This is a genomic window from Arthrobacter nitrophenolicus (assembly GCF_045833485.1).
In the GTDB taxonomy this organism is placed as follows: Bacteria; Actinomycetota; Actinomycetes; order Actinomycetales; family Micrococcaceae; genus Arthrobacter; species Arthrobacter nitrophenolicus.
Map to the genome: position 1 here is coordinate 3468848 of NZ_CP174504.1, position 16628 is coordinate 3485475.

Below are 16628 nucleotides of genomic sequence, written 5' to 3' on the forward strand. Positions count from 1 at the left end.
CTCACCACCTGCCCGCACCACCTCGCAGTATGGCACTGCCTGTGGATAACTTCTGCAGGGAGCGGCGGATTCGGCTAGACATGAGGGATGGACGAGACAACGGCTCCGCTGGTTCCCGGCTACACCACCGGTCGCCTGCTCGGCTGCGGCGGAAGCGCCACGGTCTGGCTCGGTACTGACCATCAGACGGGCCGGGAGTTCGCCCTGAAGTGCTTCCGCCCGGCGCGTGGAAGCCGGCGCGGCAGTGGTTGCCGGTCCGAAGAGGCTGGACAGGGAGACGCTGCACAGGAAGGCGCTGTACAGGAAGACAACGCCGCACAGGAAGCTGCTGTGCAGCGGGAGATCCGCATCCTCTCCGTCCTGGATCATCAGCACCTCACCACCGCGCACCACGCCGTCCGTTTCGATTCCAGCTCCGGCGGCGGCACGGCGCTGGTCCTGGACTACGCACCGGGTGGTTCCCTCGCCCAGCTCGTTGCCGCCCGGGGCAGGCTGGGCGTGGGGGAGACAGTCACCGTTGTGACGCCGATTGCCCAGGCGCTTTCGTACCTGCACGGCAAAGGGTTCACACATTCTGACGTTTCGCCCGGGAACGTGCTGTTCACCAGCCAGGGCAAGCCGCTGCTCTCCGACGTCGGGATCGCACGGATCCTGGGTGATCCCGGCCATGGGCAAGCCTTCGGCACGCCCGGTTTCCTCGATCCTGCACCGGTGGATGCGGTCCGTGCCGGTCTCCAGCCGGAACGGGATGTCTATTCGCTGGCCGCCGTCGGCTGGTACTGCCTCACCGGCGCCGCCCCGCCGGCGACGGCCGAGCGCCCACCGCTCTCCCTGCTCGTTCCGGACGTTCCGGAGGAACTTGCCGCCGTCCTGGAAGCCGGGCTCAACGAGGACAGGCGGCTCCGGCCGACGGCCGCGGCCCTGGCTGCTGCCGTCTATCGGAGCGCCCCGCCCCGCCCTGTCGACCTGGCGGCCTCAGTCCATCCCACCGTCCTTCCGGAACTGGTGACGCGCAGGCATGTCCCGCCGTCGTCCGGGTGGCACAGGATCATCCGGCCCTCCAGGCTTAAGGAGAAGCTGGATGGCTGGAATCGCCGGCATCTGGCGGCACGGTGGGTCAAGGGGCGGGCCGCCGGTCCGCGGCTGCCGTTCCCGGCCACTGCCACCGCACCCGCTGTGCACGATAAACACGCTGTGCACGGAAAGCACGCCGCTCCCAGGGGCATGCCGGGCCGGCGGCTGCGGCGGTTGGTCATGCCTGCCGCGGGTGCCGCGGCCCTGGCTGTTGCCTGGTGGATGGCGGCGGCGCCGGCAGGCCCGCTGACACCCGAACCCGGCAGTACAACCGGAGCGCCAGCCGAAACTGTGGCTGGTGCCGGGAAGGCAGCTGCAGGCGCCGACGCGGTCCGGGAGGCAAGGCAGCATGCCGCTGCACCAGACCCGGCCGTGGCCGTGGCCGGCCTTGCGGCACTCCGCGACCATGCGTTCGCCAGTGGCAGGCTGGAACTGCTGGATGAAGTCAACGCGAAAGGATCACCGGCGGCTGCCGCAGACGCCAGGACCGCCGGGAGGCTCCGCGGCCCAGGCCATGTGCTGGCCGGGTTCGCCAGCCTCCTGTCCGATGTCGTCACGGAAGGTGCCTCGGGCGGGCGGGCCGTGGTCGGGGCAACTTCGGCCACATCCGCGTACGAGGAGAAGGACCGTGCAGGAACGGTGCTTGCATCAGGTGCCGCGAGCGCCGGCCAGCGCCTGCGCCTGGTCCTGGTGTCTGTTGACGGCAGGTGGCGGATCAGTGAGATCCTGCCCGGGTCCTGAACTTCAGCCGGGGCCGGCGGAACTAGTCCAGGGCCTCGGCGCCTTCGGTTCCGGCCACCCACTGCGCTGCCTGCGCCAGCGCCGGATGCTGCCACCGGAATCCGGCGCCCGCGAGGACGGCAGGTTCCATCCGCTGGCTGGACAGCAGCAGTTCTTCGGCCAGGTTCCGCATGACGAGCCGCAGCACCGGCGCCGGAACCCGGAAGATGGCCGGCCGGTGCAGGGCACGTGCGAGTTCTTCAACGATGGTGTTGACATCGGCATCTTCGGGAGCACACAGGTTGACCGGTCCGCTGACCGGCGACTCCAGCAGGAAGAGGAAGGCGGCGGACACGTCCGGAAGGGTGATCCACGGCCAGAACTGCCTGCCGTCGCCGAAAGGCCCGCCAACGCCGAGCCGCAGGAGCGGCAGCAGCCTGCCCATGGCCCCGCCCGAGCGGCTGAGGACCACACCGGTGCGGGGCGTGACAACCCGGACTCCCGCGGGCGCAGTTGCAGCTGCCGCTTCCCATTCCACGCAAATCCGGGACAGGATGCCCGAGCCGGCCGGCGCGTCTTCCCGGAGGACTGTGTTCCCCGTGTCGCCGTAGTAGTTGGCACCTGACTGGCTGATGAACGTCGCGGGCGGGACATCCAGCTGCCGCATTGCCTGCGTCAGTGTGCGGGTTGGCTCAATGCGCGAACTCAACAGCTCATCAACCCGCTTCCGCGTCCATGGCCTGTCGCCGATGCCGGCACCTGACAGATTCACGACGGCGTCGGCCCCCGCCAGCACGGAGGGGTCGAGCAGGCCGTTCGCCGGATCCCAGCGGATTTCCCCGCTCGAGGCTGGTTCGCGCCTGACCAGGGCGGTCACCTCGTGGCCGGCGTCGCGGAAAGTTTCGGACATGTGGGTTCCGAGCAGCCCGGAGGCTCCTGCCATAACGATGCGCATGCTCCATCACACCACGGGTGCGGCCGGCGGCACCTCCGGCAGGGCCGCGGAAGGGTTGACTATGATCAAACGATGACTTCTTCGAGCTACTTCCGTTACCCGCATGTGCATGGTGACCTCGTCACTTTCGTGGCCGAGGACGACGTGTGGATCGCCCCGCTGGAGGGTGGCCGGGCCTGGCGGGTCTCCTCCCTGCAGCTGCCCGCGCGCAACCCCCGTTTCACCCCCGACGGGAAGCGCCTGGTGTGGACCGTGGTCCAGGGGACGGCACCGGAAGTCGTGTCCGCGGACGTTGACGGCGGGAACTACCGGCAGCTGACCTACTTCGGCCACAGCACCACCCGGGTCAAGGGCTTCACGGCCAGCGGGTCCGTGCTGGTGACCAGCGCCTTCCGCCAGGCCGAAAGCCGGCATACCTACGCCTACAGCGTCCCGGTGGACGGCGGCTGGGCGGAAGAGCTGCCCTTCGGCCCCGTGGAGTCCGTGGCGTTCGGACCCGAGGTGGGGGATGAGCGTCCTGTGGTGGTGGGCAGCGTCCTGTCCCGCGAACCGGCCTGGTGGAAGCGCTACCGTGGCGGCACAGCAGGAAAGCTGTGGATCGACGCGGACGGCAACGGGGAGTTCGAGCGCCTTCTGCCGGACCTTGACGGCAACCTCGCCGACCCCATGTGGGTGGATGGCCGAATCGCCTTCCTGTCCGACCACGAGGGCTACGGCAACCTTTATTCGGTCCTTCCCGGCGGGAAGGACCTGCGCCGCCACACGGACCACGAGGATTTCTACGTCCGGCATGCCGCCAGCGACGGGAAGCGGGTCGTCTTCGAATCGGCCGGCGAACTGTGGATCCTGGACAGCCTGGACTCCGAGGCCGTCCGGCTGGATATTGCGCTGGGCTCCGCATCCCAGTCCCGGCGCCCGGCACTGCTGAAGACCTCAAAGCACCTGGGCGCAGTGGTGCCCGACGCTACAGGAACAGCAAGCGCGGTTGAATCGCACGGCACCATCCACTGGCTCCGCCACAAGGACGGGCCCTCCCGGATCGTTGAGGCGACGCCGGGGGTGCGCGGGCGCCTGCCACGGCCGCTCGGCGACGGCCGGATCGCCTACGTTGCCGACCACGGCGGCGTGGAGGCGCTGCACATCAGGGACATTGTGGCAACGGTGCCGCACGCCGCCCTGCCCGTCGGCAAGGAACACGCCGGCAAGGGACACGGGACAGCGGCAGCCCCGGCAGGCGCCGTACAGCTTCCCGGTGAGGCCGGGGACGGGGCGACGGCGTTGCCGCAGCCCGTCCCCGCGGCCGGCGCCGCGGTGCTGGCCGGCGCAGGCACCTTCGTCCCCGCTGACGACCAGCAGGCGGATACCCAGCAGGCCGACGTCGCCCCGGAGGACACCGTCTCCGCAGCGGACGCCCAGTCCGGGGCGGACGCCCCGGGGATCAGCATCCCCCTGCCGTCCCGGGCCAGTGCCCTGGAGTCCAGCCCCGACGGGCGCCGGGTAGCCGTTGGCACTTCCTTCGGCGAGGTGTACGTGGCAGACACCCGAACAGGTGACTTTGTCCTGGTGGCGAGCATCGGGGAAGGCACCATAGGGGAGCTGGCATGGTCACCGGATTCCCGGTGGCTGGTCTGGTCCGAGCCGGTCACGTCCTTTGGTTCGCGCAGCCGGCTCCGGCTGGCTGACATGGCAAACCCCGGCACGTCCCCCGTGGACGTGACGGACGGCCGTTTCGGCGACAAGTCACCAGCTTTCACCCCGGACGGCAAATACCTGGCGTTCCTGTCCAACCGCAGCTTTGACCCGGTGTATGACGGCCACTCTTTCGATCTCTCGTTCCCGAGCCCCATCAAGCCGTACCTGGTGGCACTTGCCGCCGGGACGCCGTCGCCCTTTGGCCCGGCGGTGGCACCCGACGGCGGCGAAGGCTCCGGGACGGATACCTCCGGCGGGCAGGAATCCGGCGAAACTCCGGAAGTCGCCGTCGACCCGGAGGGCCTTGCCCACCGCGTCATCACCGTCCCCGTGCCGCAAGGCAACTACACCTCCCTGGGAACCGCGGACGGCGCGCTTCTGTGGCTTGACTGGGCCCTGGCGGGCGTCACCGGCGACGGAAAAGCGAGCCAGGACGACAAGGAAGCCCGCCCCAGCCTTGTCCGGTTCGATATCGCCCGGCGCAAAAAGGCCACGCTCGTCGAGTCGCTGGACAGCTACCGGCTTTCCGGCGACCGCAGCACCATTGTGCTGATCTCCGACAAGCAGGTCACGGCGGTTCCGGCGGATGCGAAAGCGGACGAGGAATCGGGGAAGCTGGTCAAGGTGGACCTGGGCCGGATCCGCGTGATGATGGATCCCCTCAGTGTCTGGGGCCAGGCCTTCGACGAGGCCTGGCGGCTGCAGCGGGACTTCTTCTGGGCAGAGGACATGGCGGGGCAGGACTGGGAATCCATCCATAAGCGCTACCGGCCGCTGGTGGAGCGCCTGGGATCGCACGATGACCTGGTGGACCTCCTGTGGGAGATGCACGGCGAATTGGGCACCTCCCACGCCTATGTCCGTCCGGCGCCGGTCACCGAAAACGGCAGCCAGGGGCAGGGCCGGCTGGGCGCCGATATTGCCCACACCCCGGCGGGGTGGGAAATAACCCGGATCCTGGCCGGCGAGTCCTCGGACCCGTTGGCAACGTCTCCTTTGACGCGGCCCGGCGTGGACGCGAAGGCCGGAGACATCCTGCTGGCCATCGACGGTGTCCCGCTCTCGGCGTCCGTCACCCCGGCCATGCAGCTGGTGGGCGCGGCGGGCCGGGCCGTGGAGCTGACCCTCCTCAACGGTCCGGCACACGCAGGTGCGGCCGGCACCCAGCGGCGGGTCGCCGTCGTTCCGGTCAAGGACGAGGAGCGCCTGCGGTACCAGGAATGGGTGGCCGGGAACCGCCGCACTGTGCGGGAAGCATCCGCCGGAACCTTCGGCTACCTGCATATCCCGGACATGATGGCCAACGGCTGGGCACAGCTGCACCGCGACCTGGACACCGAAACCGCACTGGACGGGCTCATCGTGGACGTCAGGAGGAACCGTGGCGGCCACACGTCCCAGCTGGTGGCGGAGCTGATCGGCCGGAAGGTCACCGGCTGGAGCATGCCGCGCGGCGAGAAGCCGCGGACCTATCCGCACCACGCACCGCGTGGACCAGTCATCGTGCTGGCGGACGAGTTCGCCGGTTCGGACGGGGACATCATCACCCAGGTTTCCAAGCTGCGTGGTATCGGTCCCGTCATCGGAACCCGTACCTGGGGCGGCGTGGTCGGCATCGATAACAGGTTCGCCCTGGCGGACGGCACCGGCGTCACCCAGCCGCGCTACGCCAACTGGTTCAGCGGGGGCGTGGGGTGGAGCGTCGAAAACTACGGCGTGGACCCCGACATCGAAGTGGCCTACCCGCCGCACGCGTACGCCGCCGGCCGGGATCCGCAGCTGGAGTTCGGAATCGGTGCGTTGAAGGAAATGATCCAGGAGCTTCCTACCGACCGCCCGCCGGCCCGCGAGGGGTACCGGCGGCTCCGTCCCGCCCCGCTGCCGGCCCGCAGCCAGGCCAGGTAAGTCCGGGAACAAGAAAAGGCCCTGCACCTCCGGAATCCTCCGGGCGTGCAGGGCCTTTGCCGTTTACCTGGGGATCAGGACTTCAGGGTGGCGTCCATCGTGATGTCGATGCTTGCCAGGGCGCCTGAAACCGGGCAGCCCACCTTGGCTTCGCCGGCAATCTTCTGGAACTCGTCCTCCGAGATTCCCGGGACCCTGGCTTCGACCGTCAGGTGGCTGCCGGTGATGCCGGTACCCGGAACGAAGGTCACGTCGGCCTTGGCACGGACTTCTTCGGGAGTGTGTCCGGCCTTTGCAAGTTCATTGCTGAAGGCCATGGAGAAGCAGGCCGCGTGGGCTGCGGCAATCAGTTCCTCAGGGCTGGTCTTGCCGTTCGCCGCCTCGGTGCGGGCTTTCCAGGTGACATCGAACGTGCCCAGGCCCGAGGTGGCCAGGCTGGTGGTGCCGGCACCTTCCGTCAGGTTGCCGTTCCATACTGCATTAGCTGAACGTGTTGCTGCCATGTTCACTCCTCAAGTCGATGTGTACCGGGGCAGGCCGCTGCCTGGACCCCGCCGTTTTCCATCCTAGGGACTTCACCCGGCGGGTGCATCCGTGTCCGCTCCCGGTGGATTGTGACTCCGGGGGACGGGAAACGGATGGGGGTCAGTTCCAGATGGTGGCGATGGCGATGTTCAGCAGGGCCAGGCCGCCCACGGCATGGGCCAGGCCGGGGCTGACGTCCTGGCCCGCCTTGTACTTCCGGCGGCCGATGAAGGCGAGGACGCCGACAACCACGGCGATGACGAGCTTGATGCCCAGCTTTGCGTAGTTGGCATCCATGTCGAGGGCCGGGATGAGGCCCATCAGGGCGACGCCGGTGAGGAGTTGCAGCATGGCGCCGTCGAACTGGCGGGGGTGGACGGTGGGCTTCTTCATCTGCCCGATCCAGATGCCCACGATCATGGCCGCGCCGACGATGTGCAGGAAAACCACAATGTTGTAGAGGATGTTCATGGGACCAGTGTAGCCAGTTGTTCTACGTCCGGTAGTAGACGCGCTGACCCGCCGGCGCAATGCCTGCAGCGCCTTAAACGACGACGGCGGCGCCGGCCGCAGGTGGTTGTCCCACCGTTGGCCCGCACCGCCGTCGTCCGTGGCTGGCTGCTACAGTCCCAGGTCCGCTTCGAAGGCGCCCTCTTCAAGGCGGGCCTTCAGGGTCTGGAGGAAGCGGCCGGCGTCTGCGCCGTCCACCAGGCGGTGGTCGTACGTCAGCGACAGGTACATCATGGAGCGGATGGCGATCGAGTCGTCACCGTTTTCGTCGGCAACCACCACGGCGCGCTTGACGATCGCGCCGGTGCCGAGGATGCCCACCTGCGGCTGGTTGATGATCGGGGTGTCGAACAGGGCGCCCACGGAGCCGATGTTGGTGATGCTGAACGTGCCGCCGGACAGCTCGTCCGGGCCGATCTTGCCGTCGCGGGTACGGGCTGCTACGTCGGCGATCTTGCCGGCCAGGCCGGCGAGGTTCAGGTTGCCGGCGTCGGAGATGACCGGTACCAGCAGGCCCTTGTCCGTGTCCACGGCGATCGCCAGGTGCTCGGCGTTGTGGTACGTGATCTCCTGCTTGTCCTCATCGTAGGCAGCGTTGAGCTTGGGGTGCTGCTTGAGGGCCTCGGCAACAGCCTTGGCGATGAAGGGCAGGAAGGTCAGCTTGGTGCCGTTCTGGGCCTGGAACGAGTTCTTGGCCCGGGCACGCAGCTTGGCGATCTTGGTCATGTCCACTTCGTGGACCTGCGTCAGCTGGGTGGAGATTTCCAGGGACTCGCGCATGCGGCGGGCGATGACCTGGCGGATGCGCGGAGCCTTCTGCGTGGTGCCACGCAGGGAGGAAACCGGAGCGGAAGAAGCGGCCGGGGCTGCTGCCGCCGGTGCTGCGGCCGGAGCGGCGGCAGGTGCTGCCTTGGCCTCGGCAGCGGCAATGACGTCCTGCTTGCGGATGCGGCCGCCGACGCCGGTGCCGGAGAGGGAGGCGATGTCGACGCCGTGCTGGTTGGCCAGCTTGCGGACCAGGGGAGTGACGTAGCCGGACTCGCCTCCTGCGGACGGGGCTTCGGCTGCTGCCGGTGCGGCCGCGGGGGCGGGTGCTGCCTGCTGCGGAGCCTCTTCCTTCGGGGCCTCCGGTGCAGGTGCGGGCTTGGGGGCCTCTTCCTTCGGGGCCTCCTGGGCGGGAGCCTCCTGGGCCGGGGCGGCCGGAGCAGCCTGCGGAGCCTCCGCGGGAGCAGCGGCGGCGCCGGATCCGATGACGGCCAGGACAGAACCAACCTCAGCGGTCTCATCCTCGTTGACGCGGATTTCCTGGAGGGTACCGGCCACCGGGGACGGAATTTCGGTGTCCACCTTGTCGGTGGAGACCTCCAGCAGTGGCTCGTCAACCTCGACGCTGTCGCCCACGGCCTTGAGCCAGCGGGTGACGGTGCCTTCGGTAACGCTCTCGCCCAGGGCGGGGAGGGTGACTTCGTGGCCTTCGCCGCCGCCGGCGGGTGCAGCTGCTGCCGGTGCTGCAGCAGGAGCTTCCTGTGCCGGAGCTTCCGGTGCAGCAGCTTCCTGTGCGGGGGCTTCCTGTGCCGGTGCCTCTTCGGCCGGGGCAGCGGCGGGAGCTTCTTCTGCCGGGGCAGCCGAACCGCCGCCGGAGCCGTCGCCGATACGCACCAGGGGTGCACCTACCTCGGCGGTCTCGTCTTCGGCCACCAGGATTTCCTCAATCACGCCAGCTACAGGAGAGGGGATTTCAGTGTCTACTTTGTCGGTGGAAACCTCGAGCAGCGGCTCGTCCACCTCTACCCGGTCACCTACCTGCTTAAGCCAGCGGGTGACGGTTCCTTCGGTGACGCTCTCACCGAGGGCGGGCAAGTTAACGGATTCAGACATGTCGTCCCCGTTCTCCTTATTGATCTTTAGTGCGATTGAATGCTGCCTGATTTTGAGCCTGGTGCCCCGGGTTTTCCGTGCCGGGCGCACCAGGCTCGATGGTGCTGCGGAAAATCAGCCGTGGAGCGGCTTGCCCGCGAGTGCCAGGTGGGCTTCGCCCAGGGACTCGTTCTGGGTGGGGTGTGCGTGCAGCAGCTGGGCCACATCCTCCGGGTAGGCTTCCCAGTTCACGATCAGCTGGGCCTCGCCCACCTGCTCGCCCATGCGGGCACCGATCATGTGGACGCCCACCACGGGGCCGTCCTTCTGCCGGACCAGCTTGACCAGGCCGGACGTGCCCAGGATGGAGCTCTTGCCGTTGCCGGCCAGGTTGTATTCCTGGGTCTGCACCTGGTCCTCGCCGAACTTCTCCTTGGCGGCCTTTTCGGTGTAGCCCACGGTGGCGATTTCAGGCTCGGAGTAGGTGACCTTGGGGATGTTGATGTCCTCGACGATCACGGGCTTCAGGCCGGCGATCTCCTCGGCCACGAAGATGCCCTGCTGGTAGCCGCGGTGCGCGAGCTGGACGCCGGGAACGATGTCGCCGACGGCGTAGATGTTGCCCACGCCGGTGTGCAGGCGCTCGTTGGTGATGACGAAGCCGCGGTCGATGGTGATGCCGGCTTCCTCGTATCCGAGGTTGGCGGTGACGGGGCCGCGGCCGACGGCGACCAGGAGGAGGTCTGCTTCGAACGTCTTGCCGTCAACCAGAGTGACCTTGACGCCGTTTTCGTTCTGCTCGACGCCCTGGAAGAACACGCCGGTGGAGAACTTGATGCCGCGCTTCTTGAATGCACGCTCGAAGTTCTTGATGATCGTGGCGTCCTCGTTGGGGACCAGGGAGGGCAGGCCTTCAACGATCGTGACGTCAACGCCGAACGACTTCCACACCGAGGCGAATTCAACGCCAATGACGCCGCCGCCCAGGATGATGGCGCTCTTCGGGATGGAGTCCATGGTGAGGGCCTGGTCGGAGGTGATGACCTTGCCGCCGATTTCGAGGCCGGGCAGCGTGCGGGAGTACGAACCGGTGGCCAGGACGATGTTCTTGGCCTTGTAGGCCGTGCCGTTGACCACGACGGTGTCCGTGCCCTGGAGCTTGCCTTCACCCTCGATGACGGTGATGCCCTTGGACTTGATGAGGCCCTGGAGTCCCTTGTACTTGCCGGCGATGATGCCGTCCTTGTACGCGTTGACGGCGGTGATGTCGATGCCGTCGAGGGTGACGTTCACGCCGTACTTGGCGGAGTCACGCGCGTGGTCCGCCAGTTCGGCGGAGTGGAGCAGGGCCTTGGTGGGGATGCAGCCGTTGTGCAGGCAGGTGCCGCCCAGCTTTGCCTTTTCCACGAGGCCGACGGTGAGGCCAAGCTGTACTGCCCGCAGCGCCGCAGCGTATCCGCCGCTGCCGCCACCGAGTACCAGGATGTCGAATTCTTGCGCAGTTGCCTGATCGGCCACTTAAACGCTCCCTCGCGTGAACGATGACGCGTTTCTGCGCGCATCATCTGGTCTTGGAACTTGCACTGCCGTGATTATGTCAGCAGGGCAACTCTCTTGCATTTGTGACTACCGTGGTTCACCTTAGCGAACCACTTATCCATGCTCCACCTTGGCACAGTGTTTGGGGAGCGCTTTGTGTCGAGTGTCACGCGGCATTGTGGCAGAGGGATCACCCCGCGCCACAACGCAGCGCGGCACTGGCCGGGTGCGTCAGGCGGCCGCCAGGATGTCCTCAACGTAGGCCACCAGGGTCCGGACCGTGCAGCCGGTGCCCTGCTTGTGCGTGTAGCCGTACGGGCTGCCGTTGTTAAAGGACGGGCCGGCGATGTCGATGTGTGCCCAGGGAATCTGCACGCCGTCCTTGTCCTTGCCCACGAATTCCTGCAGGAAGACGGCTGCGGTCATCATGCCGCCGTGGCGTTCGCCGATGTTGGCCAGGTCCGCCACCTGGGAGTCGAGGCTGGGGCGCAGTTCCTCCGGCAGCGGCATCGGCCAGACAAGTTCCCCCGCGCGGTCGGCCGCCGCCTTGAGGGCCGTGGTGACGACCTCGGAGCCCATGATGCCGGCGGTGCGGTTGCCCAGGGCGATCAGCTGGGCGCCCGTCAGGGTGGCGACGTCGATAATGGCGTCCGGGTACTCGCGGCTCGCCGCTACGATACCGTCCGCCATGACCAGGCGGCCTTCGGCGTCGGTGTTCAGGACCTCCACGGTCTTCCCGCCGAACATGGTCAGCACGTCGGCGGGCCGGGACGCGGCACCCGAGGGCATGTTCTCGGCGATGCACAGCCAAGCGGTCGCCTTGACCGGCAGGCCCAGTCCGGCGAGGGCCAGGACAGTGTTAAGGACGACGGCGGCGCCCGCCATGTCGCTCTTCATGTCGCCCATGCCGAGGGCCGGCTTGATGGAGATCCCACCGGTGTCGAAGGTGATGCCCTTACCCACCAGGGCGATCTTCGCCGTCGCCCGGGCGGGGGAGTACTCCACCTTGACCAGGCGGGGCTGGCGGGAGGAACCCTTGCCGACGCCCATGATGCCGCCGAAGCCTTCCTTCTCCAGCCGCTTCTCGTCCCAGACCGTCACCTTAACGGGAAGGCCCTTGGCCAGGTCCTTGGCAGCCTCGGCGAATGTTTCGGGGTACAGGTGGCTGGGCGGTGTGTTGACCAGGGAGCGGGTGGCATTGACGGCCCGGCCGATCAGGGCGGCGCGCTTCAGGGCAGTATCGAGTTCCTTCTGGTCGGCCACATCGGTGAAGACGATTGCCTTCGAGACCGGATCCTTCAGGCCGTCCTTCGCGGACCGGAACTCCGTAAAGGAATAGGCGCCCAGCGCGGCGCCCTCGGCGACGGCCGCGACGTCGGCCACCGACGCCGTCGGGAAGGCCAGGGCAACCGTGCCCAGCCCGGCCAGCTGGCGGACAGCGGAACCGGCGGCGCGCCGGAGGGCCTCGCCGGTGGGTGCCGTGCCGGCCGGAACCTTGCCGACACCGGCGAGGACGAGGATGCCGGCGCCTGTCTCGGGGAGGCCGGGCAGGCGGACGATCTGGTCTGCGGCACCGGTCACCCCGAGCGACTTGAGGGAATCGGTGAGCGCTTCGGCGGACTTCGCGGCCAGCGGGTTGTCCAGGAGGACCGGCCCGTCCGTACCCTGCCCCACGCCGATGACCACTGCGTCGCTGGGGCTCTTTTTCAGGTCCCGGGAGAGGGTACTAAGGTTGATTTCCGTATTCTTGACCACAGGGATGAGTCCTCAATTCTCGAAGATCGGTACGGGCAGGGGTGCATGTTCGGCGCTCTGCCATGGAAAGCCGGATGACGGCCCTTCCGGATGCCATCCGGGGAGGTGCAAGGCCGCCTGGCAGGCCAGTTCCGATCGTAGCCCTTGGGTGCGCCGGCCGAAGAATCTTCTGAGATGTGCGCCACAGCGCCGCCCGGAATGCCCGGCCGCCCGCCCGCGTTGTAATTGATGTCCACCCGCATCCATGAAAGGAACATGCCGTGCTTGAACGGATCTCCGGCTCCCTGCTGGACCCTGACGCGCTCTATGCGAGCAACATCGAGCTGTTCCACAGCCCGGAGCTCCGCGGGCTGAACCTGGTGATGGGCTTTACCGGATTCGCCGACGCCGGACACGTGGTGAAGCAGGTCAACGCCGAGCTGCTCGACTCCCTCGATGCCCAGCCCGTTGCCGTTTTCGACGCGGACCAGCTGATCGACTACCGGTCCCGCAGGCCGCACCTGACCTTCGTCGAAGACCACCTCCAGGACTACCAGGAGCCGCGGCTGGCGCTGTACCGGCTAGTTGACGGCCTGGGCAAGCCCTTCCTGCTCCTGGCCGGGTTCGAGCCGGACCTGCAGTGGGAGCGGTTTGCCCGTGCCGTCGTCGGGATCGTGGAGAAGCTGGACGTCAACCTGGTGACCTGGATCCACTCCATTCCAATGCCGGTCCCGCACACACGGCCCATCGGCGTCACCGTGCACGGCAACAGGCCCGAGCTGATCGAGGGCATCTCCGTCTGGAAGCCCACCGTGGAAGTTCCGGCCGCCGTGGGCCACATCCTGGAGCTCCGGCTGGTGGAAGCCGGGCGGAACGTCGCCGGCTACGTCATCCACGTCCCGCACTACCTCGCCGAAGCGGAGTACCCGGCCGCGGCGGTGGCCGGCCTCGAGTACCTCGGCGCCGCAACGTCCCTCATGCTGCCCACGGACCGGCTGCGCGAGGCGGGCCGCGAAGTGACACGCCAGATCGCCGAGCAGATCGACGCGTCGGACGAGGTCCAGCAGGTGGTGTCACGGCTGGAGACCCGCTACGACGAAAAGGCTGACGGCATCGTGCGCCGCTCGCTGCTCGCCGACGAAAATGACGAACTGCCCGACGCCGATGTGCTGGGCGCCGCCGTCGAGGCCTACCTTGCCCGGGAGAACCCGGGGCAGTAGGCGTCCCGGGCGGCAGCCGGCGCGCAGCTGCGGGGGTGCCGCCGGGCATGCGGGCATAATGAAGACGTGACTGCACCCCGCGCTTGGCTGATCTGGACCGTTGGAATCTTCGGGTACCTGGTGGCCGTGTCACAGCGCACCTCCTTTGGCGTCGTGGGGCTTGAGGCCACGGAACGGTTCAATGCCACGGCCTCCGCCATCTCCTTCTTTACCGTCCTGCAGCTCCTGGTCTACGCGGCGCTGCAGATTCCCGTGGGACTCCTGGTTGACAGGTTCGGCTCGCGGGCAATGATCGCCGGCGGCGCCGTCCTCATGGGGATGGGCCAGCTGCAGCTTGCCTTCGCCGACAGCATCCCGGGCGGAATCCTGGGCAGGGTCCTGGTGGGGGCCGGCGATGCCATGACATTCATCTCGGTGATCCGCCTGATCCCGCTCTGGTTTGCCCCGGCGCGGGTACCCCTGGTCACCCAGCTGACGGGCATGACCGGCCAGCTGGGCCAGCTGGTGAGCGTCATCCCGTTCGCCTTCGTCCTGCATGCGGCCGGCTGGACCCCGGCCTTCCTGATGCTGGCGGGGCTGTCCGCCCTGGCAGTATTCCTGGTGGTGGTGCTCCTGAAGGACGTCCCGCCGGGGACGGAGCGGCCGCAGGCGCAGCAGGGGCTCAAGGCCACTGGCATCTCCCTGGCCAGGGCATGGCGCCAGCCCGGAACACGGCTGGGCATGTGGAGCCATTTCACCATCCAGTTCAGCGGCACGGTGTTCGCCATGACCTGGGGCTACCCGTTCCTGATTTCCGGCCAGGGCCTGGAAGCCGGCACGGTGGCCGGGCTGATGGGTCTTTACGTGGCTGCCGGAATGGCCGTGGGTCCGTTCATCGGCCGCTTCGTGTCGCGGCATCCCCTCCGCCGCTCCACCCTGGTCCTGCTGATCGCAGGCACCACCGCAACCGCGTGGGCCGCGGTCCTGCTGACTCCCGGGCGTGCCCCCCTGTGGCTGCTGGCCGGCCTGGTGGTGGCGCTCGCCATCGGCGGCCCGGGCTCCATGATCGGCTTCGACTTCGCCCGCACCTTCAACCCGGCCCACCGGATTGGAACCGCCACCGGCATCGTGAACGTGGGCGGATTCATCGCTGCGCTGGTTGCCATCTACCTGATCGGGCTTGTCCTGGACGTCCTGTACGCCAGCGGCTTCTCCAACGGCGTCCTGTACGGGCTTGACCCGTTCCGCATCGCCCTGAGCGTGCAGTTCCTGCTGCTGGGATTCGGGGCCACAGCCATGCTGGTGTGCCGGCGCAAGGTGCGCCGGCAGATGGCGGCCCAGGGCGTGGTGGTTCCACCGCTGCGGACGGCCCTGGCCCGGCAGCGCCGCGAGAACCTCGCCCGCCGCCGGCAGACGTCTCCTCCCGACAGCGGCGACTAGTCCTCCACCGGCGGGACTACCCACATAGGGAAAATTCCTGCTGAAGCGCCTGCGCCATCGGGCCAATGCTGGAGCCATGACAGCTCCTGAACAACTCAGAATCACCGGACCCGAGGATGTCCTCGGGTACATACCCCATTCGCTGGGTTACTGGCCCAAGGGCAGCCTGGTGGTCATCACCATGCAGGGTAAAAGGCTCGGCGCCACGCTCCGGCTGGACCTGCCTGCAGGCCCGGTCCTGGCCAACCCGGGCAGATACCTTTCGACGGTCCGCGGCTATTTGGAGGCTGACACGGAGGCGGACGGCACCCTGGTGGCAATCTTTACCGGCGGCGCCGCTGCATCGGCGTCCGCCACCTACGGCCGCTTTCTTGCAGAACTGGACTCCATACTGTCCGCGGCGATGCCCGTCAGGGAGGCATGGTACGTCGGCACCGACTACTGGCGGGAGGCGTATTGCATTGATGCCACGTGCTGTCCCTTCCCGGGCAGGCCGCTCCAGGAGATCCTGGACAGCCCGCTGAATGCGGAAATGGTGTACCGCGGCAGCAGCGTGGGCCCGGCCCCCGAACCGCAATCCGCCCCTGCACACTCCAAATCTGCACAATCCACCTCTGCAGAATCCACCTCTGCACAATCCCCTCCGCTGCACGGCGCCACCGCCCGCACCGTTCCGAGCCTGCATCGGGAGGCCGTCCTTGAAGCCGAGGCCGGGTGGGCTGGAGAACTCGACCTCCGCAGGGGGAGCAGGGCGCAGCTGCTCGCAGTCCTCGACCTCTGGGAGGCTGTGCTCGCCAGGCCGCAAGGGGAACCATGGCTTCCGGAGGTGGAACGCGACGCGTTCCTGCGGGCATCCCTGCTGATCCCGGGCTGGCGGGACGCGGTCCTGGTGATGGCAGCTGCAGGGAAGAACGCAGCCGAAGCGGGGGCCGCCGTGTTCGGCATCGTCAAGGACGGCACGGATCTCCGCCCGGTGACTCCGCCAGTCCCGTTTCCGGCTGCGGATCCTCCGTCAGTGCTGCAGCGGCCGTTCCCGGCTCCGGTGCATGCCGTGGCGGACCATGGAGTCGCGGGCGTGAAGGCGAACAGCCCTGCCGGCGCGAACCCGGGCTACGCCGACGTGCTGATGGGCGTGCAGCCTGATGTGCCGGACTGGGCTGCCCTCGATGCCCTGGACGCGGTCCTCGATCACCTTGCAGCGGTGGGCGGGCCTGCCGCCGCGGCGGCGCTGACGGTTCGCGGCTGGATCTCCTGGTGCCGCGGGCGGGGGTCCTACGCCGCCGCGCATTTTGCCTCTGCCCTGGAAGTCCAGCCGGGGTACCGCTTTGCCGAGCTCCTGCTGGAACTGGTGGGCCGTGGAGCAATCTGCGGCTGGGCCGGACGGAAAGAAGCGGCCTGGCAAAAATTCTGAACGGATGCCCCACGCCTGGCCTGGAGCAGCTGGCAACGACTGTATACGCGGACAGAGGGCATCGGGC

The 16628-nt window shown here is 67.9% G+C and carries 11 protein-coding genes; 5 read left to right on the top strand and 6 right to left on the bottom strand.

The window, feature by feature from the left end:
* Nucleotides 1-87 precede the first annotated feature (87 nt).
* Entirely contained in the window at nt 88-1815 is a 1728-nt protein-coding gene (locus tag ACJJV6_RS16020; protein ID WP_009358965.1) for a serine/threonine-protein kinase, read from the top strand.
* A gap of 22 nt (nt 1816-1837) precedes the next feature.
* On the opposite strand, the gene ACJJV6_RS16025 is transcribed toward ACJJV6_RS16020, so the two are convergent.
* Nucleotides 1838-2749 carry a TIGR01777 family oxidoreductase gene (locus ACJJV6_RS16025; RefSeq protein ID WP_035753485.1) on the bottom strand — a complete coding sequence of 304 codons (912 nt, stop codon included), beginning with the start codon at nt 2747-2749 and terminating at the stop codon, nt 1838-1840.
* 72 nt (nt 2750-2821) lie between these two features.
* On the opposite strand from ACJJV6_RS16025, the gene ACJJV6_RS16030 reads away from it, so the two are divergent.
* Nucleotides 2822-6346: a S41 family peptidase gene (locus ACJJV6_RS16030; protein WP_009358963.1), complete on the top strand. Its 3525-nt coding sequence runs from the start codon at nt 2822-2824 to the stop codon at nt 6344-6346.
* 74 nt (nt 6347-6420) lie between these two features.
* On the opposite strand, the gene ACJJV6_RS16035 is transcribed toward ACJJV6_RS16030, so the two are convergent.
* The 5 genes from ACJJV6_RS16035 to ACJJV6_RS16055 all read right to left on the bottom strand — a co-directional run bounded on the left by ACJJV6_RS16035 (nt 6421) and on the right by ACJJV6_RS16055 (nt 12532).
* Complete coding sequence (locus tag ACJJV6_RS16035; protein ID WP_009358962.1) at nt 6421-6849, bottom strand: OsmC family protein; 429 nt, start codon at nt 6847-6849, stop codon at nt 6421-6423.
* Between the two features lie 142 nt (nt 6850-6991).
* Entirely contained in the window at nt 6992-7342 is a 351-nt protein-coding gene (locus tag ACJJV6_RS16040) for a hypothetical protein (RefSeq protein ID WP_354176267.1), read from the bottom strand.
* 150 nt (nt 7343-7492) lie between these two features.
* On the bottom strand, nt 7493-9259 hold the full coding sequence (sucB, locus tag ACJJV6_RS16045; RefSeq protein WP_133350928.1) for a 2-oxoglutarate dehydrogenase, E2 component, dihydrolipoamide succinyltransferase: 1767 nt from the start codon (nt 9257-9259) through the stop codon (nt 7493-7495).
* Nucleotides 9260-9373: 114 nt separating this feature from the next.
* Nucleotides 9374-10756 carry a dihydrolipoyl dehydrogenase gene (lpdA, locus tag ACJJV6_RS16050; RefSeq protein WP_407709424.1) on the bottom strand — a complete coding sequence of 461 codons (1383 nt, stop codon included), beginning with the start codon at nt 10754-10756 and terminating at the stop codon, nt 9374-9376.
* Nucleotides 10757-11008: 252 nt separating this feature from the next.
* Complete coding sequence (locus ACJJV6_RS16055) at nt 11009-12532, bottom strand: leucyl aminopeptidase (RefSeq protein ID WP_407709425.1); 1524 nt, start codon at nt 12530-12532, stop codon at nt 11009-11011.
* A 260-nt stretch (nt 12533-12792) separates the two neighbouring features.
* Here ACJJV6_RS16055 and ACJJV6_RS16060 point away from each other — a divergent pair, with 260 nt between their 5' ends.
* From ACJJV6_RS16060 to ACJJV6_RS16070, 3 genes are all read left to right on the top strand, one after another.
* Entirely contained in the window at nt 12793-13731 is a 939-nt protein-coding gene (locus tag ACJJV6_RS16060; RefSeq protein WP_009358959.1) for a proteasome assembly chaperone family protein, read from the top strand.
* Between the two features lie 66 nt (nt 13732-13797).
* A complete protein-coding gene (locus tag ACJJV6_RS16065) occupies nt 13798-15150 on the top strand; it encodes a nitrate/nitrite transporter (RefSeq protein ID WP_407709426.1) in 1353 nt (450 codons plus the stop codon).
* Between the two features lie 76 nt (nt 15151-15226).
* Nucleotides 15227-16561 carry a DUF4192 family protein gene (locus ACJJV6_RS16070; RefSeq protein ID WP_407709427.1) on the top strand — a complete coding sequence of 445 codons (1335 nt, stop codon included), beginning with the start codon at nt 15227-15229 and terminating at the stop codon, nt 16559-16561.
* Nucleotides 16562-16628: the final 67 nt, after the last annotated feature.